At 63.3% G+C, this 23,752-nt stretch carries 5 protein-coding genes; 1 reads left to right on the top strand and 4 read right to left on the bottom strand.

Annotated features, from left to right (window positions below; translation table 11 throughout):
- Nucleotides 1–577 precede the first annotated feature (577 nt).
- Together AAGS40_RS29750 and AAGS40_RS29745 are read right to left on the bottom strand one after the other, a co-directional pair.
- Nucleotides 578–1,480 (bottom strand): winged helix-turn-helix domain-containing protein, encoded by a 903-nt coding sequence (locus AAGS40_RS29750; RefSeq protein ID WP_345817798.1) that lies wholly within the window; start codon nucleotides 1,478–1,480, stop codon nucleotides 578–580.
- A gap of 370 nt (nucleotides 1,481–1,850) precedes the next feature.
- Nucleotides 1,851–2,270 carry a hypothetical protein gene (locus AAGS40_RS29745; RefSeq protein WP_345817797.1) on the bottom strand — a complete coding sequence of 140 codons (420 nt, stop codon included), beginning with the start codon at nucleotides 2,268–2,270 and terminating at the stop codon, nucleotides 1,851–1,853.
- A 762-nt stretch (nucleotides 2,271–3,032) separates the two neighbouring features.
- On the opposite strand from AAGS40_RS29745, the gene AAGS40_RS29740 reads away from it, so the two are divergent.
- Nucleotides 3,033–4,282, top strand: a protein-coding gene (locus tag AAGS40_RS29740; protein ID WP_345817796.1) for an IS3 family transposase whose coding sequence is annotated in 2 segments (ribosomal slippage) — nucleotides 3,033–3,399 and nucleotides 3,399–4,282 — 1,251 coding nt in all. Because the reading frame shifts where the segments join, the coding sequence is not laid out codon by codon here.
- A gap of 648 nt (nucleotides 4,283–4,930) precedes the next feature.
- Here the strand turns inward: AAGS40_RS29740 and AAGS40_RS29735 are convergent.
- Together AAGS40_RS29735 and AAGS40_RS29730 are read right to left on the bottom strand one after the other, a co-directional pair.
- Nucleotides 4,931–5,143, bottom strand: a complete 213-nt coding sequence (locus AAGS40_RS29735; RefSeq protein WP_345817795.1) for a hypothetical protein — start codon at nucleotides 5,141–5,143, stop codon at nucleotides 4,931–4,933.
- Nucleotides 5,144–5,660: 517 nt separating this feature from the next.
- Nucleotides 5,661–23,681: an S-layer family protein gene (locus AAGS40_RS29730; protein WP_345817794.1), complete on the bottom strand. Its 18,021-nt coding sequence runs from the start codon at nucleotides 23,679–23,681 to the stop codon at nucleotides 5,661–5,663.
- Nucleotides 23,682–23,752 lie beyond the last annotated feature (71 nt).

The following is a 23,752-nucleotide window of genomic DNA, read 5'->3' as shown; positions in this document are numbered from 1 at the left end:
AAGCACACCCAAACCGGTCTTGCGTTCTCGCACGATGACGTATAAACCCGGGGGGAGCACGGCACATCCATGCCAGTAGTGTTGTAGCAAACTGCTTCTTCCGCAGCTCCGCTGAACTTGTTTGCCGCAGGCAGCGGAACAGCTGGATATGGCGCCCTTGATGACGAAGCGAAGCGGCAAACGCGGCACCTGGCTTTGGCCGGTTGTCCTGGGCAAGGTGGCCAGGATAACCGCAGTGGTCGAAACTCTGGAATAGCCGGTCAAGTGATGACCGCCCAGGCTAAATGCTATAGCCGGATCTCGGAAAGGCCAGGGACAGTTGGGGCAAAATAGACCGATACCACGTTATGAGGCATTGCCGACGCAGCGGGTGATGCGGTGAAAAACCAGCTAGTCAGACTTTGATCAAGGCGCGATACGAGGCAGATCCTGTCCTGGATAGCGACTAACCTGTCCGACTTTCAACCCACAAGTCGGCCGGACGGGCAGACTGCCAATACGACCCTGAACACCGTGCTCTACTTGTGCACTGACATTGGATGGCAGCGAGCAAAGGACCACCGATGATCACGACGCGTCAGGCAGCTACCGCAAACAGCGAAGGACGGGTCACCGCGCTATCGAGAGCGGTGCGCAGAGCCTGCCGTGCTGCCTCGGTCCATGCTTCACGGTTTTCATATCGACGCTGCGCAGTGCATGCCTGGCCAACTGCCACCACTGGCTGTGGCGCGGTCCCAGGTACGCGACCATGGGTGCGACCAGTTACCGTTGTCTGAATATCTCGAGCTACGCAGGCGCTCCCCTGCCAGTCCGTCTCGGGCAGCAAAACTGCATATTCGCTGGCGGAGTAATGGGCAGCAAAGTCGCCCGCGCGATGAATTCTCGAAGTAATAACCTCTTCGATGACCGGGGTCATGCCAGCGGCATCAACAAAGCCACCCTGGCTGTGGAGGCCAACCATCAGCAGCGAAAGCGGCCGGCGATTGCGCAAAGCGCGGCGCCACTCCTGCTCAGAGACAATGTCAAACAGTTCGCGCGCCGCTAGCTGCGGCTTGCAAGCCGCCGGCATGCCGGAAGCAGCATGCTGCGGCAAAGAGAACGCAGGGGTTGAAGCACCGGCAGGAACCGAAGCCTCGTGTGTCACATCTGCGACCAGACAGTAACCGATGCGCGGTACCGTCCTGATCGTAGGAGCCAGTGGCCCCAAACGCGCAAAACTCGCCCGAAGCGAGCAGATGACCTGGTTGAGACTGTTTTCACAAACTTCAAACCCGTAACACCGCCATCCTTCGTCGAACAGGCGCTGTCTGGAAAAAGTGTACAAGGGGTTGCGTACCAGAACGCCAAGAATTCGCGCATCGATAGGCTTGAGGCAGACTGCAAGACATGGATCGTCGGTCCGACCGATACTCCCGGTCATCTCATCAAAAATCCACTGTCCATTAAGCTCAAAACGTTCATGTCGGGTTATGGTCGTCACGATTATCCACCTGTGCCTGATATGAGAGCAGCCAGCCTACGCAGCCGTATTATGGGATAAAAGCAAATATTTTCAAATATAGTAAACGCTACGTATTTTTTACTTAAGCCATTTTAAGGACGCGATGCTTTAAAAAGCACAATCGTACTTTAATTTTACGCTCGAAAGTCCCAGCCATGGGCTGACCCGCGCCCCCTTAAGTCCGGGTAAGATCAGGTGATCTTGGCGAATGCCAGCGAGGCGAAATTTTATTTATTTGCTTTACTAATCAAATGGCTGACGCGGTTAGGGCCGAAACCGAGGTGAGAGAGGCTGCTAAACGGAGGCGCCAGCCCTGCCGCCCCGCCAGCGGCTGGATCACCTCGCGGAACTACCTCAGATGGTCAGGCAAAGCGAAAGCTTCTCCACCAAGCACAAGACCAATAACATTGCGCACCATCTCACCTGGACAATCCCGGCGAAAAAAACCCGCGGCGCCCGCTTTTAGCACGCGTCGTGGAACATTCAGACTGTTACTGGCTGAATTGCAAACGAACGCAACCTGCGGAAATCGTGCCTTGGTAGCGGCAAACGATTCGGTGTCGTCGTTAAACAACGCTTCCCAATGGCAAACGACCATATCGAAGCGGTGCGGGTCGGCTGAGAGTTGCTGCAGCAGTTGCGCCTTGGTCGATGCATGCTCGACGAGCGGCGGCGCCACGGGAGTAAGATCGATCTGCGCGACGGCCGACATAATGAAATCCCTAAAAGCCGCGCTCTCCTCAATCACAAGTATTTTCAGTGTTTCCATCACATCTCCCCGGTCAGGTTTTAAACGCAGCGGCGCAAATTATTCTTATATGGTAGTGGTTGTGATTCTGTCGGCACTAGAGCGGTACGTCGACAGTAAGCGGCCCATTTCTTTCATTAACACTACATCCTAGGAAAAGATCGTACCACGCGCACTGTTTTTGTGAATGATCACCATCCATATGAAACGAAAAAAGTATTCGAGCTGCCCTGGAAATACGCCGCGAAGCCGCGGTAACGGAAAAGCGCAGCGGCCATCCTTCACGATGTGGTTCTACCTGAAGGTATCCCAGGCGCAGAGTTCCAGGAAGTCGGAACGAGGCGCGCACACCTTCGCCGAGATCGATCCTCCCATCAGCAGCGCTTTGTTAGTAGCGCTGACATAATAAGGATGAAGCATTTGCGCGACAGATAAAAACCTTGGAAGAGATGTCTCAGCTGGTCACTAAATACTATCGAACCACAATATCCGAATTCTGTAAGCAATTCATGCGCTGCACTTTCACGATATTTAGGGGTCGCCTGCGACAGCGCAAGCTTCCGACCGATTCCGAATCTTGCACGCGGTATGCACCCAGTTTGATAGTTACAATCTTACCTGGTCTTTCACCCCGCATATAGCTTTGCTATCATCACTTTTTGCGAACGCTTGAGCTAAATACTGCTTTAGAGGCCAATGGGCTTTGTGCCCGCTTGCGAACGATATATGTTCACGCTGATTGGAGCGGCCCCACGTATCTGAGGACACAAGAACTCTCTTAAAATGAGGGATAGTCTTGTGCCTATCAATAAGCCTAGTCATTACGTGGAACCCATCGAAATTCTGACCGAGCCGGAGCGTCGTCGGCGGCGCACGGCCCAGGAAAAAATCGCCATCGTGCAGGAAACGCTGGCGCCGGGCGCATCGGTATCAGCCGTAGCGCGGCGGCACGGCGTGAACCCGAACCAGGTCTTCGGCTGGCGCAAGCAATACCAGGAAGGCAGCCTGGCGGCAGTGCAAGCGGGCGAAACCGTTGTGCCTGCATCGGAGCTGGCCGCCGCCATCAAGGAAATCAAGGAGCTGCAGCGGCTTCTCGGAAAGAAGACGATGGAAGTCGAAATCCTGAAAGAGGCCGTCGAGTGGGGCCGCTCAAAAAACCTGATTGCGCGCTCGCCCTTGTTGCCGGGGGACGACCATTGAAAACGGTCTGCGAAGTTCTCGGCGTGGCGCGCTCTGGTATGGCGGTGAAACAGTCTCGCTCGTCCGATTGGCAAGATGGTCGCCGTGCCAAGCGGGCCGACGACACGGAACTGGTCGAGGAAATTCGGGCTCATGTGGGGCACTTGCCGACCTATGGCTATCGGCGTATTTGGGCGCTCCTGCGACGCAGTCGCGAGTTGGTCGGTGCGCCGTGCATCAACCACAAGCGTGTCTACCGCGTGATGCGCGAGCATCAGTTGCTGCTGCGCCGTCCCGGCGTGCGTCGAGATAAGCGGCGGCACGACGGCCGTGTGGCCGTTGACCAGAGCAATACTCGTTGGTGCTCCGATGGCTTCGAGTTCCGGTGCGATGACGGCACGCCATTGCGCGTGACATTCGCGCTGGACTGCTGCGACCGGGAAGCGATTAGCTGGGCAGCGACGACCGGCGGGCATAGCGGCGACGTGGTGCGCGACGTGATGCTGACTGCCGTCGAACAGCGCTTCGGCACCACACAAACGGCGCGCTCCATCGAATGGCTGACGGACAACGGCTCGGCTTATATCGACCATCGCACACGCCGCTTTGCACGCGAGCTGGGCCTGGAACCGCTGACCACGCCTGTGCGTTCGCCGCAGAGCAACGGCATGGCCGAGTCGTTCGTGAAGACCATGAAGCACAATTACGTCGCCTATATGGACAAGCCCGACGCGCCAACGGCGCTCTCGCGTCTGGCTATTGCGTTTGAACATTACAACGAGCGTCACCCGCACAAAGCCCTGAAATACCGCTCGCCTCGCGAGTTCAGGCGCGCTGCGGCGTCATCAACCTAACGGTGTTCGCGTGTCCTGAGTTACAGGGGCAACTCCAGTGATCTGGACACCGAAAAGACGACAGCAACTATGGTTGCAGAACGAAGCCAATTAAGGAGCGCACGAACGCAAGGTGGGACAGCTTATTACGAAGTTGGACCTGCCTGATCAAGCCGAGGCTTCGTCTCATAAGCGACAGCGCATCATCACCAATTGTGCCGGATCAGCATCCGGGCCCGTTCACTCCGAACGTGCCATCACCTCATCAGCCAGCACCTGTTCGAGGAAGTCAAGATAGCGAAGCGCGTGTTCTGCAGCCATCTGGCCGAGGTGCGCAATCTGTGCCGTCAAGTTCAGCAGGTTGTGCTGCCTGACAACTCAGTCAGTCATTCGAGTTGTGGTGCCATGCGCATACCTCCTGTGCGCGGCAGAACGTGTGTTAAACGGGCAACCGGCGCTGCAGCGGTGTGCTTCACTCCGGCTCGCGTACAGCGACTCTGGCTTCGGGTGCTGATGTCACGTAGTGTCCGTTGTGACCGATCGTCCCAAGTAAGGTGCCGGCAGTGGCGGACGACGCAGCCACTAATTGCAACACCTCGACTTTGAACCCATTTGCTAGTGCCGTGCACTCGGATGTTGACGACGTCGCGCAACCACAGTCAGATACGCTCACCGCACACGCCGCAGTCGGCTATGAAGTCCTGCTTTCTTGAGCATTGAAACCGTGGCACCCGGAAGCTGTAGCGCAGATATCCGCTCGTACGCGCGATCTTGCCCTTCAAGTTTGCGCAGAACACGGGAAACCTGACTGACGTTTTCCAGTTGCCGGGCCAGTTCGAGCATGCGGACCTTGGCGCAAATGACTTTCTGTTCCTGAGTCATGGCGGACTGCTTGCGGTTCGTCGCGCGCGTTACCGCCTCGCGCTACGCCCTCCGGGCAACGCGCATCAGCAAAAGAACCCGACCACTGCCAGATTCAGTCTGGTCTATTGAAGATCAGCAACGCGCTTGCCGCAGCAGCCTTGTGCTGCGTCGCGCTTGGACGCAAAACTATCTGCCTTCCGCTCCAACATCAGTGGCTAATTGGGCCCGCACAATTAGTTGGGCAGCCCCTGCAGGCTCACGAATTCCACTTGCGTGCCGACGTGGAAAACGGGTCGCATCTTTGATAGAAGATCTTGCGCATCAGGAAATTACTGCCTGGGTAGAGCTGACAAACACTCCCTCATCGGCCACCCACATTCTAAACCGAGAAAACCTGGATAGCCGGAACGATCGTGCCCACGATAGCCATCTTGGGCACAATCTCCCTTGATCCGTCGAACTCTGGGAAACCATCACTATCGTGCTCAACGAAGAAACGATCGGGCCGGGTCGCGCGGAGTGCAACATCAGGCGCTTACTTCGCAGGCGCGGCCTGTGCGCTTTGCGTGCCGTGCACCCGGGCCCAGCCGTGCGCGCTCAGCCGGTACTGCTGCACTGACTGCGCCGGTGCACCCGCCTCACCCACCTGCTCGGTGTAGAACACACTGTGCGTCTGCGGGTTGAACACGAACTCCGCCTTGCGGCTGCCGTCGGCCGACTCGTAGCGATAGCGCTTCGCGCCATTGCTGCTGTCCACCAGCTTCATCGGCTGCCCGAAGCCGTGTCCGTACTGACCGTCGCCCAGCAGCCGCACCGTGTCGCCCGCCCGGTCAAACTGGGCCTCAAACGTCAGCTCCGTGTCAGCGCCTACCGGCGGTGTGCCGTCCACCTGCATTGCACCATCCCACAGCTCACCACCATTGTGGAACGCGAGGAAGCCCATGCCCGCGACACCCAGCGCAGCCAGCCCGATGCCACCGGCGGTGCCTCCGCTACCGCCACCGTCGATGGTCGCGCCCGTGCCCGTGGCTGAAGCGCCGCCCGTGCTGCCGCCAGAGCTCGCACCCGAGCTTGCACCACACGTTGACGCGCTGCCTGTCAGGCCGATCACCGTACCCTCCAGGCATCCGCCCGAGGAGTTGATGATCAGCGGATGACCCGCAAGCATGCTGCCGGCGTCCGTGTTCACGGTACCGCCCGTGAGCGTCGTCGTGCCATTGCTGCTCACGTTACCCGAGATGTTCAGGTTCGCGGCTGTAATGTTCGTGCTCGTGTTGCCTGCCACCGTGCTGTTCGATGACGACGTGAAGTTGCCATCGCTGTTCGACGTCACGTTATTGCCGCTGACATCGCCACCCGAACCGATGGTGGTGTTGCCCGTGGTGTTCAGTGTCGTGTTACCCGTGCTCGTGTTGCTGCCCACGTTGCCCGAGATGTTCAGGTTCGCCGCCGTAATGTTCGTGCTCGTGTTGCCTGCCACCGTGCTGTTGGCGTCCGAGTTGAAATCACCGCCGCTGTTCGACGTCACGTTATTGCCGCTGACATCGCCACCCGAACCGATGGTGGTGTTGCCCGTGGTGTTCAGCGTCGTGTTACCCGTGCTCGTGTTGCTGCTCACGTTACCGGCGATGTTCAGGTTCGCTGCCGTGATGTTCGTGCTCGTGTTGCCCAGCACCGTGCTGTTGGCGGCCGAGTTGAAATCACCGCCGCTGTTCGACGTCACGTTATTGCCGCTGACATTGCCACCCGAACCGATGGTGGTGTTGCCCGTGGTGTTCAGCGTCGTGTTACCCGTGCTTGTGTTGCTGCCCACGTTGCCGGCGATGTTCAGGTTCGCGGCCGTGATGTTCGTGCTCGTGTTGCCTGCCACCGTGCTGTTGGCCGCCGACGTGAAGTTGCCCGTATCGGTCACCGTCACGTTGTTGCCCGTCACGTTGCCACCTGCGGCCACCGTCGTCGTGTTGCCCGAGATCGTGGTGTTGCCGTTGCTGCTGGCGTTACCCGCGATCGTCGCGTTCGGCGCCGTGATGTTCAGGCTCTGGTTACCCGAGAGCGTGCTGCCCGGCGTCGTGTCCAGCGACGTACCGGCCACCAGCGTCGTGTTGCCACCGGTCACATCGCCCGACACCGTCACGTTGCTGCCCGCAAGCGTCGTGTTGCCAGTCGTCGTGTTGCTGCCCACGTTACCGGCGATGTTCAGGTTCGGCGCCGTGATGTTCGTGCTCGTGTTGCCCCGCACCGTGCTGTTGGCCGCCGACGTGAAGTTGCCCGTATCGGTCACCGTCACGTTGTTGCCCGTCACGTTGCCACCTGCGGCTACCGTCGTCGTGTTGCCCGAGATCGTGGTGTTGCCGTTGCTGCTGGCGTTACCCGCGATCGTCGCGTTCGGCGCCGTGATGTTCAGGCTCTGGTTACCCGAGAGCGTGCTGCCCGGCGTCGTGTCCAGCGACGTACCGGCCACCAGCGTCGTGTTGCCACCGGTCACATCGCCCGACACCGTCACGTTGCTGCCCGCAAGCGTCGTGTTGCCAGTCGTCGTGTTGCTGCCCACGTTGCCGGCGATGTTCAGGTTCGCGGCCGTGATGTTCGTGCTCGTGTTGCCCAGCACCGTGCTGTTGGCCGCCGACGTGAAGTTGCCCGTGTCGGTCACCGTCACGTTGTTGCCCGTCACGTTGCCGCCTGCGGCCACCGTCGTCGTGTTGCCCGAGATCGTGGTGTTGCCGTTGCTGCTGGCGTTACCCGCGATCGTCGCGTTCGGCACCGTGATGTTCAGGCTCTGGTTACCCGAGAGCGTGCTGCCGGCGAGCGTGTTCAGCGTGCCATTGGATACCACCGTGGTGTTGCCACCCGTGACATTGCCCGGGATCGTGATGTTCGTGCCCAGCAGCGTCGTGTTGCCCGTCGTCGTGTTGCTGCCGACGTTCCCACCGATGTTCAGGTTCGGTCCGATGATGGTGAGATTCTGTGTGCCCGTCACGTTGCTTGTGGGCGCGGTCGTCACGCTGGCCGTACCAATCAGCGTCGTGTTCACACCCGTGACATTGCCGAGCGCCGTGAGGTTCGCACTTTGCGCGGTGATATTGCCGCCACTCACGTTGCCCAAGGACAGGTTGTTCAGGCCTGTGATGTTCACCGTACCGTTCGGGTTGTTCGCCACTGCGTTGACCACACCGCCGAAGCTGTTGTTCGCATTGGCGAGGATCACGTTGCCCTGCGTGGCGTTCAGGTTGCTCGGGCCGCTTACATTGACCGTTGCGTTACCCAGCTGCCCGATGCTGCCGCTCGTGGCGCTCGCGTTCAGGCTGCTGCCGCTCACGTTGGCCAGCGTCAGGTTGCCCCCGCTTGCCAGCGCCACATTACCGCCGGCGCTGATATTCGGTGCAACGAAGGTCGCGTTTGCGCCTTGCGTCAGGTTCACGCTGCCCGGTGCGGTGATGGTCGACGCCAGCCCGTTCAGGTAGCCCGAGACCGAATCCAGCGCAATGTTTCCGCCCGTGATGTTACCGAGCGTCAGGTTACCCATGCCGGTGATGTTCACCGTACCGCTGGTGCTGTTCGCCAGCGCGTTGACCAGACCGCCGAAGCTGTTGTTCGCATTGGCCAGGATCACGCTGCCCTGGGTGGCGGTGAGACTGCTTGCCCCGCTCACGTTCACCACCGACCCCGCCGTCTGGCCGATCGAGCCATTGCCCGTGCCCAGCGTCAGCGCCCCGCCCGACACGTTGCCCAGCGTCAGGTTGCCCAGACCCGTCACGTTGATCACACCCGAGGGCTGCGCCGCGGTCGCACTGATCGCACCGCCAAACGTGTTGTTCGCGCTGTTCACGATCACGTTGCCCGCGCCCGCGTTCAGGCTGCTCGCGCCCGTCACGTTCACCAGCGCGCCCGCTGCTTCCACGATGCTGCCCGAGGTGGAGGTGGCCGACAGGCTGGCCGCGCTGATGTTGTTCAGCGAGACGTTGCCCCCGCTTGCGAGCGTCACGCTGTTGGCCGTGATGTTCGGCGCCACCAGCGTCGCATTCGCGCCCTGCGTCAGGTTCACCGAATTTGCCGCAATCGAGGCATTCGCACCCAGGATCTGCCCGTTGATCGCGTCAGCCACGATGCTGTTCGTGGCGGTGACCGTGGCCAGCGACACGTTGCCGCCGCTCACCAGCGTCACGTCGGCCGCCGTCACATTTGGCGCCACCAGCGTCGCATTCGCGCCCTGGGTGAGGCTCACTGTCCCGTTCGGCGCGCTCAGGTTACCCAGTGCGCCCAGCAGCTGCCCGTTGCCCGAATCCAGCGCAATGTTGCCGCCCGTGATGTTGCCCAGTGTCAGGTTACCCATGCCGGTGATGTTCACCGTACCGCTGGTGCTGTTCGCCAGCGCGTTGACCAGACCACCGAAGCTGTTGTTCGCATTGGCCAGGATCACGCTGCCCTGGGTGGCCGTAAGACTGCTTGCCCCGCTCACGTTCACCACCGACCCCGCCGTCTGGCCGATCGAGCCATTGCCCGCGCCCAGCGTCAGCGCCCCGCCCGACACGTTGCCCAGCGTCAGGTTGCCCAGACCCGTCACGTTGATCACGCCCGAGGGCTGCGCCGCAGTCGCACTGATCGCACCGCCAAACGTGTTGTTCGCGCTGTTCACGATCACGTTGCCCGCACCCGCGTTCAGGCTGCTCGCGCCCGTCACGTTCACCAGCGCGCCCGCTGCTTCCACGATGCTGCCCGAGGTGGAGGTGGCCGACAGGCTGGCCGCGCTGATGTTGTTCAGCGAGACGTTGCCCCCGCTTGCGAGCGTCACGCTGTTGGCCGTGATGTTCGGCGCCACCAGCGTCGCATTCGCGCCCTGCGTCAGGTTCACGCTGCCCGGTGCGGTGATGGTCGACGCCAGCCCGTTCAGGTAGCCCGAGACCGAGTCCAGCGCAATGTTGCCGCCCGTGATGTTACCGAGCGTCAGGTTACCCATGCCGGTGATGTTCACCGTACCGCTGGTGCTGTTCGCCAGCGCGTTGACCAGACCACCGAAGCTGTTGTTCGCATTGGCGAGGATCACGCTGCCCTGGGTGGCGGTGAGACTGCTTGCCCCGCTCACGTTCACCACCGACCCCGCCGTCTGGCCGATCGAGCCATTGCCCGTGCCCAGCGTCAGCGCCCCGCCCGACACGTTGCCCAGCGTCAGGTTGCCCAGACCCGTCACGTTGATCACACCCGAGGGCTGCGCCGCGGTCGCACTGATCGCACCGCCAAACGTGTTGTTCGCGCTGTTCACGATCACGTTGCCCGCACCCGCGTTCAGGCTGCTCGCGCCCGTCACGTTCACCAGCGCGCCCGCTGCTTCCACGATGCTGCCCGAGGTGGAGGTGGCCGACAGGCTGGCCGCGCTGATGTTGTTCAGCGAGACGTTGCCCCCGCTTGCGAGCGTCACGCTGTTGGCCGTGATGTTCGGCGCCACCAGCGTCGCATTCGCGCCCTGCGTCAGGTTCACGCTGCCCGGTGCGGTGATGGTCGACGCCAGCCCGTTCAGGTAGCCCGAGACCGAGTCCAGCGCAATGTTGCCGCCCGTGATGTTACCGAGCGTCAGGTTGCCCAGAGCGGTGATGTTCACCGTACCGCTGGTGCTGTTCGCCAGCGCGTTGACCAGACCACCGAAGCTGTTGTTCGCATTGGCCAGGATCACGCTGCCCTGGGTGGCGGTGAGACTGCTCGCCCCGCTCACGTTCACCACCGACCCCGCTGTCTGGCCGATCGAGCCATTGCCCGTGCCCAGCGTGAGCACCCCGCCCGACACGTTGCCCAGCGTCAGGTTGCCCAGACCCGTCACGTTGATCACGCCCGAGGGCTGCGCCGCGCTCGCATCGATCGCACCGCCAAACGTGTTGTTCGCGCTGTTCACGATCACGTTGCCCGCACCCGCGTTCAGGCTGCTTGCGCCCGTCACGTTCACCAGCGCGCCCGCTGCTTCCACGATGCTGCCCGAGGTGGAGGTGGCCGACAGATTCGCCGCACTGAGGTTGTTCAGCGAGACGTTGCCCCCGCTTGCGAGCGTCACGCTGTTGGCCGTGATGTTCGGCGCCACCAGCGTCGCATTCGCGCCCTGGGTGAGGCTCACTGTCCCGTTCGGCGCGCTCAGGTTACCCAGTGCGCCCAGCAGCTGCCCGTTGCCCGAATCCAGCGCAATGTTGCCGCCCGTGATGTTACCGAGCGTCAGGTTACCCATGCCGGTGATGTTCACCGTACCGCTGGTGCTGTTCGCCAGCGCGTTGACCAGACCACCGAAGCTGTTGTTCGCATTGGCGAGGATCACGCTGCCCTGGGTGGCGGTGAGACTGCTTGCCCCGCTCACGTTCACCACCGACCCCGCCGTCTGGCCGATCGAGCCATTGCCCGTGCCCAGCGTGAGCGCCCCGCCCGACACGTTGCCCAGCGTCAGGTTGCCCAGACCCGTCACGTCGATCACGCCCGAGGGCTGCGCCGCAGTCGCATCGATCGCACCGCCAAACGTGTTGTTCGCGCTGTTCACGATCACGTTGCCCGCACCCGCGTTCAGGCTGCTCGCGCCCGTCACGTTCACCAGCGCGCCCGCTGCTTCCACGATGCTGCCCGAGGTGGAGGTGGCCGACAGGCTGGCCGCGCTGATGTTGTTCAGCGAGACGTTGCCCCCGCTTGCGAGCGTCACGCTGTTGGCCGTGATGTTCGGCGCCACCAGCGTCGCATTCGCGCCCTGCGTCAGGTTCACGCTGCCCGGTGCGGTGATGGTCGACGCCAGCCCGTTCAGGTGGCCCGAGACCGAGTCCAGCGCAATGTTGCCGCCCGTGATGTTACCGAGCGTCAGGTTACCCATGCCGGTGATGTTCACCGTACCGCTGGTGCTGTTCGCCAGCGCGTTGACCAGACCACCGAAGCTGTTGTTCGCATTGGCGAGGATCACGCTGCCCTGGGTGGCGGTGAGACTGCTCGCCCCGCTCACGTTCACCACCGACCCCGCCGTCTGGCCGATCGAGCCATTGCCCGTGCCCAGCGTGAGCACCCCGCCCGACACGTTGCCCAGCGTCAGGTTGCCCAGACCCGTCACGTTGATCACACCCGAAGGCTTTGCCGCAGTCGCACTGATCGCACCGCCAAACGTGTTGTTCGCGCTGTTCACGATCACGTTGCCCGCACCCGCGTTCAGGCTGCTTGCGCCCGTCACGTTCACCAGCGCGCCCGCCGCTTCCACGATGCTGCCCGCGGTCGAATTCGCTGTCAGCGCCCCTGAGCTGATGTTGCCCAGTGTCAGGTTGCCCAGAGCGGTGATGTTCACCGTACCGCTGGTGCTGTTCGCCAGCGCGTTGACCAGACCACCGAAGCTGTTGTTCGCATTGGCCAGGATCACGCTGCCCTGGGTGGCGGTGAGACTGCTCGCCCCGCTCACGTTCACCACCGACCCCGCTGTCTGGCCGATCGAGCCATTGCCCGTGCCCAGCGTGAGCACCCCGCCCGACACGTTGCCCAGCGTCAGGTTGCCCAGACCCGTCACGTTGATCACGCCCGAGGGCTGCGCCGCGCTCGCATCGATCGCACCGCCAAACGTGTTGTTCGCGCTGTTCACGATCACGTTGCCCGCACCCGCGTTCAGGCTGCTTGCGCCCGTCACGTTCACCAGCGCGCCCGCTGCTTCCACGATGCTGCCCGAGGTGGAGGTGGCCGACAGGCTGGCCGCGCTGATGTTGTTCAGCGAGACGTTGCCCCCGCTTGCGAGCGTCACGCTGTTGGCCGTGATGTTCGGCGCCACCAGCGTCGCATTCGCGCCCTGGGTGAGGCTCACTGTCCCGTTCGGCGCGCTCAGGTTACCCAGTGCGCCCAGCAGCTGCCCGTTGCCCGAATCCAGCGCAATGTTGCCGCCCGTGATGTTACCGAGCGTCAGGTTACCCATGCCGGTGATGTTCACCGTACCGCTGGTGCTGTTCGCCAGCGCGTTGACCAGACCACCGAAGCTGTTGTTCGCATTGGCCAGGATCACGCTGCCCTGGGTGGCGGTGAGACTGCTTGCCCCGCTCACGTTCACCACCGACCCCGCCGTCTGGCCGATCGAGCCATTGCCCGTGCCCAGCGTCAGCGCCCCGCCCGACACGTTGCCCAGCGTCAGGTTGCCCAGACCCGTCACGTCGATCACGCCCGAGGGCTGCGCCGCAGTCGCATCGATCGCACCGCCAAACGTGTTGTTCGCGCTGTTCACGATCACGTTGCCCGCACCCGCGTTCAGGCTGCTCGCGCCCGTCACGTTCACCAGCGCGCCCGCTGCTTCAACGATGCTGCCCGAGGTGGAGGTGGCCGACAGGCTGGCCGCGCTGATGTTGTTCAGCGAGACGTTGCCCCCGCTTGCGAGCGTCACGCTGTTGGCCGTGATGTTCGGCGCCACCAGCGTCGCATTCGCGCCCTGGGTGAGGCTCACTGTCCCGTTCGGCGCGCTCAGGTTACCCAGTGCGCCCAGCAGCTGCCCGTTGCCCGAATCCAGCGCAATGTTGCCGCCCGTGATGTTACCGAGCGTCAGGTTACCCATGCCGGTGATGTTCACCGTACCGCTGGTGCTGTTCGCCAGCGCGTTGACCAGACCACCGAAGCTGTTGTTCGCATTGGCCAGGATCACGCTGCCCTGGGTGGCGGTGAGACTGCTTGCCCCGCTCACGTTCACCACCGACCCCGCCGTCTGGCCGATCGAGCCATTGCCCGTGCCCAGCGTCAGCGCCCCGCCCGACACGTTGCCCAGCGTCAGGTTGCCCAGACCCGTCACGTTGATCACACCCGAGGGCTGCGCCGCGCTCGCACTGATCGCACCGCCAAACGTGTTGTTCGCGCTGTTCACGATCACGTTGCCCGCGCCCGCGTTCAGGCTGCTCGCGCCCGTCACGTTCACCAGCGCGCCCGCTGCTTCCACGATGCTGCCCGAGGTGGAGGTGGCCGACAGGCTGGCCGCGTTGATGTTGTTCAGCGAGACGTTGCCCCCGCTTGCGAGCGTCACGCTGTTGGCCGTGATGTTCGGCGCCACCAGCGTCGCATTCGCGCCCTGCGTCAGGTTCACCGAATTTGCCGCAATCGAGGCATTCGCACCCAGGATCTGCCCGTTGATCGCGTCAGCCACGATGCTGTTCGTGGCGGTGACCGTGGCCAGCGACACGTTGCCGCCGCTCACCAGCGTCACGTCGGCCGCCGTCACATTCGGCGCCACCAGCGTCGCATTCGCGCCCTGGGTGAGGCTCACTGTCCCGTTCGGCGCGCTCAGGTTACCCAGTGCGCCCAGCAGCTGCCCGTTGCCCGAATCCAGCGCAATGTTGCCGCCCGTGATGTTACCGAGTGTCAGGTTACCCATGCCGGTGATGTTCACCGTACCGCTGGTGCTGTTCGCCAGCGCGTTGACCAGACCACCGAAGCTGTTGTTCGCATTGGCCAGGATCACGCTGCCCTGGGTGGCGGTGAGACTGCTTGCCCCGCTCACGTTCACCACCGACCCCGCCGTCTGGCCGATCGAGCCATTGCCCGTGCCCAGCGTCAGCGCCCCGCCCGACACGTTGCCCAGCGTCAGGTTGCCCAGACCCGTCACGTTGATCACACCCGAGGGCTGCGCCGCGCTCGCGCTGATCGCACCGCCAAACGTGTTGTTCGCGCTGTTCACGATCACGTTGCCCGCACCCGCGTTCAGGCTGCTCGCGCCCGTCACGTTCACCAGCGCGCCCGCTGCTTCCACGATGCTGCCCGAGGTGGAGGTGGCCGACAGGCTGGCCGCGCTGATGTTGTTCAGCGAGACGTTGCCCCCGCTTGCGAGCGTCACGCTGTTGGCCGTGATGTTCGGCGCCACCAGCGTCACATTCGCGCCCTGGGTGAGGCTCACTGTCCCGTTCGGCGCGCTCAGGTTACCCAGTGCGCCCAGCAGCTGCCCGTTGCCCGAATCCAGCGCAATGTTGCCGCCCGTGATGTTACCGAGTGTCAGGTTACCCATGCCGGTGATGTTCACCGTACCGCTGGTGCTGTTCGCCAGCGCGTTGACCAGACCACCGAAGCTGTTGTTCGCATTGGCCAGGATCACGCTGCCCTGGGTGGCGGTGAGACTGCTTGCCCCGCTCACGTTCACCACCGACCCCGCCGTCTGGCCGATCGAGCCATTGCCCGTGCCCAGCGTCAGCGCCCCGCCCGACACGTTGCCCAGCGTCAGGTTGCCCAGACCTGTCACGTTGATCACACCCGAGGGCTGCGCCGCGGTCGCACTGATCGCACCGCCAAACGTGTTGTTCGCGCTGTTCACGATCACGTTGCCCGCACCCGCGTTCAGGCTGCTCGCGCCCGTCACGTTCACCAGCGCGCCCGCTGCTTCAACGATGCTGCCCGACGTGGAGGTGGCCGACAGGCTGGCCGCGCTGATGTTGTTCAGCGAGACGTTGCCCCCGCTTGCGAGCGTCACGCTGTTGGCCGTGATGTTCGGCGCCACCAGCGTCGCATTCGCGCCTTGCGTCAGGCTCACACTGTTCGTTGCGCTCAGGTTGCCCAGTGCACCCAGCAGCTGCCCCGCCACCGAATCCAGCGCAATGTTGCCGCCCGTGATGTTACCGAGCGTCAGGTTACCCATGCCGGTGATGTTCACCGTACCGCTGGTGCTGTTCGCCAGCGCGTTGACCAGACCACCGAAGCTGTTGTTCGCATTGGCGAGGATCACGCTGCCCTGGGTGGCCGTGAGACTGCTTGCCCCGCTCACGTTCACCACCGACCCCGCCGTCTGGCCGATCGAGCCATTGCCCGTGCCCAGCGTCAGCGCCCCGCCCGACACGTTGCCCAGCGTCAGGTTGCCCAGACCCGTCACGTTGATCACGCCCGAGGGCTGCGCCGCAGTCGCACTGATCGCACCGCCAAACGTGTTGTTCGCGCTGTTCACGATCACGTTGCCCGCGCCCGCGTTCAGGCTGCTCGCGCCCGTCACGTTCACCAGCGCGCCCGCTGCTTCCACGATGCTGCCCGAGGTCGAATTCGCTGTCAGCGCCCCTGAGCTGATGTTGCCCAGTGTCAGGTTGCCCATGCCGGTGATGTTCACCGTACCGCTGGTGCTGTTCGCCAGCGCGTTGACCAGACCACCGAAGCTGTTGTTCGCATTGGCGAGGATCACGCTGCCCTGGGTGGCGGTGAGACTGCTTGCCCCGCTCACGTTCACCACCGACCCCGCCGTCTGGCCGATCGAGCCATTGCCCGTGCCCAGCGTCAGCGCCCCGCCCGACACGTTGCCCAGCGTCAGGTTGCCCAGACCCGTCACGTCGATCACGCCCGAGGGCTGCGCCGCGCTCGCATCGATCGCACCGCCAAACGTGTTGTTCGCGCTGTTCACGATCACGTTGCCCGCACCCGCGTTCAGGCTGCTCGCGCCCGTCACGTTCACCAGCGCGCCCGCTGCTTCAACGATGCTGCCCGACGTGGAGGTGGCCGACAGGCTGGCCGCGCTGATGTTGTTCAGCGAGACGTTGCCCCCGCTTGCGAGCGTCACGCTGTTGGCCGTGATGTTCGGCGCCACCAGCGTCGCATTCGCGCCTTGCGTCAGGCTCACGCTGCCCGGTGCGGTGATGGTCGACGCCAGCCCGTTCAGGTAGCCCGAGACCGAGTCCAGCGCAATGTTGCCGCCCGTGATGTTACCGAGCGTCAGGTTACCCATGCCGGTGATGTTCACCGTACCGCTGGTGCTGTTCGCCAGCGCGTTGACCAGACCACCGAAGCTGTTGTTCGCATTGGCCAGGATCACGCTGCCCTGGGTGGCCGTGAGACTGCTCGCCCCGCTCACGTTCACCACCGACCCCGCCGTCTGGCCGATCGAGCCATTGCCCGTGCCCAGCGTGAGCACCCCGCCCGACACGTTGCCCAGCGTCAGGTTGCCCAGACCCGTCACGTTGATCACACCCGAAGGCTTTGCCGCAGTCGCACTGATCGCACCGCCAAACGTGTTGTTCGCGCTGTTCACGATCACGTTGCCCGCACCCGCGTTCAGGCTGCTTGCGCCCGTCACGTTCACCAGCGCGCCCGCCGCTTCCACGATGCTGCCCGCGGTCGAATTCGCCGTCAGCGCCCCTGAGCTGATGTTGCCCAGTGTCAGGTTACCCAGACCGGTGATGTTCACCGTACCGTTGGTACTGTTCGCCAGCGCGTTGACCAGACCACCGAAGCTGTTGTTCGCATTGGCCAGGATCACGCTGCCCTGGGTGGCGGTGAGACTGCTTGCCCCGCTCACGTTCACCACCGACCCCGCCGTCTGGCCGATCGAGCCATTGCCCGTGCCCAGCGTCAGCGCCCCGCCCGACACGTTGCCCAGCGTCAGGTTGCCAAGACCCGTCACGTTGATCACACCCGAGGGCTGCGCCGCGCTCGCGCTGATCGCACCGCCAAACGTGTTGTTCGCGCTGTTCACGATCACGTTGCCCGCACCCGCGTTCAGGCTGCTTGCGCCCGTCACGTTCACCAGCGCGCCCGCCGCTTCAACGATGCTGCCCGAGGTCGAATTCGCCGTCAGCGCCCCTGAGCTGATGTTGCCCAGTGTCAGGTTACCCAGACCGGTGATGTTCACCGTACCGCTGGTGCTGTTCGCCAGCGCGTTGACCAGACCACCGAAGCTGTTGTTCGCATTGGCCAGGATCACGCTGCCCTGGGTGGCGGTGAGACTGCTTGCCCCGCTCACGTTCACCACCGACCCCGCCGTCTGGCCAATCGAGCCATTGCCCGTGCCCAGCGTCAGCGCCCCGCCCGACACGTTGCCCAGCGTCAGGTTGCCCAGACCCGTGATGTTGATCACGCCCGCGGGCTTTGCCGCCGTCGCACTGATCGCACCGCCAAACGTGTTGTTCGCGTTGTTCACGATCACGTTGCCCGCACCCGCGTTCAGGCTGCTCGCGCCCGTCACGTTCACCAGCGCGCCCGCCGCTTCCACGATGCTGCCCGACGTGGAGGTGGCCGACAGGCTGGCCGCGCTGATGTTGTTCAGCGAGACGTTGCCCCCGCTTGCGAGCGTCACGCTGTTGGCCGTGATGTTCGGCGCCACCAGCGTCGCATTCGCGCCTTGCGTCAGGCTCACACTGTTCGTTGCGCTCAGGTTGCCCAGTGCACCCAGCAGCTGCCCCGCCACCGAATCCAGCGCAATGTTGCCGCCCGTGATGTTGCCCAGTGTCAGGTTACCCATGCCGGTGATGTTCACCGTACCGCTGGTGCTGTTCGCCAGCGCGTTGACCAGACCACCGAAGCTGTTGTTCGCATTGGCGAGGATCACGCTGCCCTGGGTGGCGGTGAGACTGCTTGCCCCGCTCACGTTCACCACCGACCCCGCCGTCTGGCCGATCGAGCCATTGCCCGTGCCCAGCGTCAGCGCCCCGCCCGACACGTTGCCCAGCGTCAGGTTGCCCAGACCCGTCACGTCGATCACGCCCGAGGGCTGCGCCGCGCTCGCATCGATCGCACCGCCAAACGTGTTGTTCGCGCTGTTCACGATCACGTTGCCCGCACCCGCGTTCAGGCTGCTCGCGCCCGTCACGTTCACCAGCGCGCCCGCTGCTTCCACGATGCTGCCCGAGGTGGAGGTGGCCGACAGGCTGGCCGCGTTGATGTTGTTCAGCGAGACGTTGCCCCCGCTTGCGAGCGTCACGCTGTTGGCCGTGATGTTCGGCGCCACCAGCGTCGCATTCGCGCCCTGCGTCAGGTTCACCGAATTTGCCGCAATCGAGGCATTCGCACCTAGGATCTGCCCGTTGATCGCGTCAGCCACGATGCTGTTCGTGGCGGTGACCGTGGCCAGCGACACGTTGCCGCCGCTCACCAGCGTCACGTCGGCCGCCGTCACATTTGGCGCCACCAGCGTCGCATTCGCGCCCTGGGTGAGGCTCACTGTCCCGTTCGGCGCGCTCAGGTTACCCAGTGCGCCCAGCAGCTGCCCGTTGCCCGAATCCAGCGCAATGTTGCCGCCCGTGATGTTACCGAGTGTCAGGTTACCCATGCCGGTGATGTTCACCGTACCGCTGGTGCTGTTCGCCAGCGCGTTGACCAGACCACCGAAGCTGTTGTTCGCATTGGCGAGGATCACGCTGCCCTGGGTGGCGGTGAGACTGCTTGCCCCGCTCACGTTCACCACCGACCCCGCCGTCTGGCCGATCGAGCCATTGCCCGTGCCCAGCGTCAGCGCCCCGCCCGACACGTTGCCCAGCGTCAGGTTGCCCAGACCCGTCACGTTGATCACGCCCGAGGGCTGCGCCGCAGTCGCACTGATCGCACCGCCAAACGTGTTGTTCGCGCTGTTCACGATCACGTTGCCCGCACCCGCGTTCAGGCTGCTCGCGCCCGTCACGTTCACCAGCGCGCCCGCTGCTTCCACGATGCTGCCCGAGGTGGAGGTGGCCGACAGGCTGGCCGCGCTGATGTTGTTCAGCGAGACGTTGCCCCCGCTTGCGAGCGTCACGCTGTTGGCCGTGATGTTCGGCGCCACCAGCGTCGCATTCGCGCCTTGCGTCAGGCTCACACTGTTCGTTGCGCTCAGGTTGCCCAGTGCACCCAGCAGCTGCCCCGCCACCGAATCCAGCGCAATGTTGCCGCCCGTGATGTTGCCCAGTGTCAGGTTACCCATGCCGGTGATGTTCACCGTACCGCTGGTGCTGTTCGCCAGCGCGTTGACCAGACCACCGAAGCTGTTGTTCGCATTGGCCAGGATCACGCTGCCCTGGGTGGCAGTCAGGTTGCTCACGCCGCTCACGTTGATCTTCGACGCGGCCAGCTGCCCGACACTACCATTGACCGAAGTCACAGCGAGACTGCTACCCGTTACATTGGCCAGCGTGACATTGCCGCCGCCGGTGAGCGAGACGTTGCCGCCGGCACTGATATTCGGCGCAGAAAGCGTCTGGTTAGTGCCCTGCGACAGCGTAATGTTGCCCGGCGCGGTCAGGGTGGCGGGCGTACCGGAGATCGCACCTGCGGTCGAAGCAAGCAGCAGGTCGCTCGACGAGTTAAGCTGCCCGGTAAGCGACAGATTGCCCGCGCTGGTAGCAGAAATGTTTGCCGCCCTGATATTTCCCAGCGTCAGCGCATCGCCACTGCTGATGCCCAGCGAACCGGTGGCATTGAAGTTGACGGTCGAACTGCCATTCAGCACGATCGGTGTACCGCTCGCACTGGTGCCGTTCATGTTCAGTGTGCCGTTACCGCTTTGCACGAGGGTGCCGCCGGCCACGGACAGTCCGGTGCCCGACGATGTCGCCACACCCGTGATGTTCAGAACGCCAGAGCCGCCCTGCGAGAGATTGCCCCCGGTAAGCGACACCGCGGCTCCACCTGCCGACTGGCCGTTCAGGCTCATCGAGCCATTGCCGGTCTGGGAAATCAGGCCGCCTACCTGGCTGACCCCAGGCCCTGTCGCCGTCGTCGAGGTACCATTGATCATGATGGCACCCGAGCCGCTTTGCGAGATAGTGGCGTAGGGCTCAATAGCCAGGCCCGCCCCCACAGTGCTCAAGCCATTGATCGTGATGGTGCCGTTGCCTGTCTGCGCGATCGTTGAGTTTCCGACCGACGGGCCGACGTTCGAACCGATAAATACGGCTGCATTGACAGCACCCGCCGTCGAGTTCTGGTTCAGGTTGATGGCGCCCGCCCCCGACTGCTGGATCGAGCCACCGGACACGATCAGCGCTGCGCTGTTTGTGCTCGCATTACGCGCATTGATGTTGATCGTTCCGTTGCCTGACTGGACGATCGAGCCCATGCCGTTGACGATTCCGTAGCCGGAGTCCGTGCCCAGCGCAAAGCCGTTACCGGTGTTGCTGGTACCGTTGAAGTTCAGGGTGCCCGGACCAGTCTGAGCGATGGTCGCATTGACAATCTCGATACCGTCATACTGGTTTGCCGTGCCATCACCGCCGGCCACCCCCGTCAGCGTGCCGCCATTGGCCGTCACGCTGGTCTGGCTGCCGTTAAGGAAGATGGCGCTGCTAAGCGTGTTCGTGGTATTGGCCGAGATGTTCAGGCTTCCGCCACCGGTATTGACGGTTGCGTTGTTCAGCGTCACGGAGCCCCTGCCTGCTGCGCCCTGATCGGCCAGCAGGTTGACATCCATCGCGCCGGCCGTGCTCGTGATACTGCCATTGAGCGTGATGCTGCCATTGGCTGCAAGCGTCACCGATCCATTGGCAGCGCCTGTTCCGGTCACTGCTGAACCGGCGCCCTGGGTGATATTGGCGCCACTCACCAGCGTGACGTTTGACGCGCTGATATTACCTAGCGCAAGATTGCCGTGATCTGCAATGCTTACCGTGCCATTGGCGCTGTTCGCCAGCGCGTTGACCAGACCACCGAAGCTGTTGTTCGCATTGGCCAGGATCACGCTGCCCTGGGTGGCATTCAGGTTGCTCGCGCCGCTTACGTTGAGCGCGGAGCCGGCAAGTTCAGTGATGCTGCCGCCGGTCGCCGTCGTCGACAGATTCCCCGCCGTGACGTTGCCCAGCGCAACACCCGCGCCGGCAATGGTCATGTTCTGGGCACCGCTGGAGACGTTGCCAGCGAGGGTAATATTCGCACCGCCCGAGATGTTAAGCGCACCAGCCTGACCGTTAGCGACCGAGGTCAGCGTGCCTCCCGACGCGACGAGCAGGTTGCCCGTTACATTCAGGTTGCCGACGCCGAGCGTGCCACCATTGTTCACGGTCACGTTCGATGAATTGATCGTCCCGACCGTGTAAGACCCTCCTGTGGCATTCGATCCGCCCACCCTTCCATTGATGACGATGGTGGGCGCACTGATTGTCGCCGATGAAGCTCCGAAGAGATTGACAACGCCGATCTGGTAGCCCGCGCCGGCATTAACACCACCGCTTGGCGCGTATGGGCCCACGTAGAAGCTGTTGTTCGCGGTGAGCGTGGTAGGCAACGATGACGGGCGCGCGTCCAGAAACCCGAGGATGGAAATGTTGTTTGCGGTGATGTTCAGGCCATTCAGGCCATTCGAAAGGCCGATGGCACCGTTCGCATTGATGGTAAAGTTGTTATCGGCGTGGATGGTCAGCATAGTTGCTGACCCGGTGCCGAGCAGCCACCCATTGAATGCCACGTCCCCGGCGCCAGCGCCTGCGCCCGAGGTTGTGATGGTCACATTGGACGAATTAAGCGCATTCTGCAACGTCCCGATATTGACGTTCGCACTGCTTGCATTGCCGGTGCTGAAGCCGCCGGTCAGATTGCCGTTATATCCGCTATCGGCGGCGGAACTCACGGTTACATCGGTCGGGTCGATCAGCCACTCACCGTATTTACCATTCGGGGCAGCGCCGGTGACATTGCCGTTGACGTTCAGGTTATGGCCGGAGGTTTCCACAAAGCCGCCGTCGCCATGCGCCGAACCCATGCTGACCGTTGCGCCCGCATCGACCTGCGTATAGTTCGCGAGGCCAATCTCGCCGACCATGCCCGCGGCAGCGCTACCCGGGATCTTGTGGAGGTTGTCGCCCCCGATGATGACCTGGCCACCTGCGGCATCACCCGAGGCGTCAATCGAGGCATTGCCAAAGAGCCCCACGCGGTCGCCCGAGAGCACCACCGTGCCACCCTTCGTGCCCGCAGCCCTGCCCGCCACGTCAATGGCGCCCGTCATCACCACGTCGCCGGTCGTGCCGCCATCGAGCACCACCGCGCCGGAGCCTGCGGCCACCACGCCCGAGAGGTTGATCACTGTCTGCAGCAGCGTATTGGCGCCGCGCGCGCTCAGCTGCACCGTGCCGTTAGCGGCCTGGATCTGCCCGCTGCTGTCCACCAGCGCCTGCGCACTGGCGCCCGTCAGGTTCAGCTGCACGCCCTGGCCATTGGCCAGACTCACCACCGCCGTGTCACCTGCGGCGAGCACCACGTGGCCATTGTCGGCGCGGATGCTGCCGCTGTTATGCACCTGGTCGCCCATCAGCACCACATAGCCACCGGGGCCCGCCGTGATGCTGCCGTCATTGCGCACCGCGGCGCTGGTGCCGCTACCGGTCAGCTTCAGCGCATTGCCCGCCATGAAGTCGGTGGCCGACACCTGCTTGGTGGTGGCAAGGAGCGACCCCACATCCACCACCGCACCGCGCCCGAAAATCACGCCATTGGGGTTCTGCAGCAGCACCTGGCCATTGGCCAGCAGGTGCCCGAGAATCGTGCTGGTGGTGCCACCAATCACGCGGTTCAGCGTCTGCGACTGGGCGTTGGGCTGCACGAACTGGACCGTGCTGCCCTGACCGATATTGAACGAATTCCAGCTGATCACCCCGCGCTGCGAGCCCTGGGTGATGATCATGTTCTGGCTGCTGCTCGAGCTGATCGTGGCCTGACCGGTCACCACCTGTGCCCCGGTAGGCAGACTCTGCGCCAGCGCAGCCTGCCCCCCGCCCACCAGCCAGGCCGCGAGGGCAAATGGCGTGAGCGCCAGCAGGCGGGTTCTGACCGCGCCCAGCCCCGCGCCCATGCGTGCGCCGGCCGCCTTGCCGTCGACCGTCACATCCTCGCCCACCGCCACCAGCATCCCGTGCTTCCTGCTGAAAACAAGCTGGTACAGGTTCTTGTTCATCTCGATACCTTTCGTTCAATGAAAGTTAGGGTTACCAGCCCTCTTCACGGGAAAGATCAGCTTGGAAAGCC

The sequence above is a fragment of the Paraburkholderia sp. PREW-6R genome (assembly GCF_039621805.1).
Lineage (GTDB): Bacteria > Pseudomonadota > Gammaproteobacteria > Burkholderiales > Burkholderiaceae > Paraburkholderia.
This window is presented reverse-complemented; position numbering and strand designations above follow the sequence as displayed.

Coding starts and splice junctions, on each gene's coding strand:
- AAGS40_RS29745 (WP_345817797.1), bottom strand. CDS start 2,270: ATGGAAACACTGAAAATACTTGTGATTGAGGAGAGCGCGGCTTTTAGG.
- AAGS40_RS29730 (WP_345817794.1), bottom strand. CDS start 23,681: ATGAACAAGAACCTGTACCAGCTTGTTTTCAGCAGGAAGCACGGGATG.
- AAGS40_RS29735 (WP_345817795.1), bottom strand. CDS start 5,143: ATGACTCAGGAACAGAAAGTCATTTGCGCCAAGGTCCGCATGCTCGAA.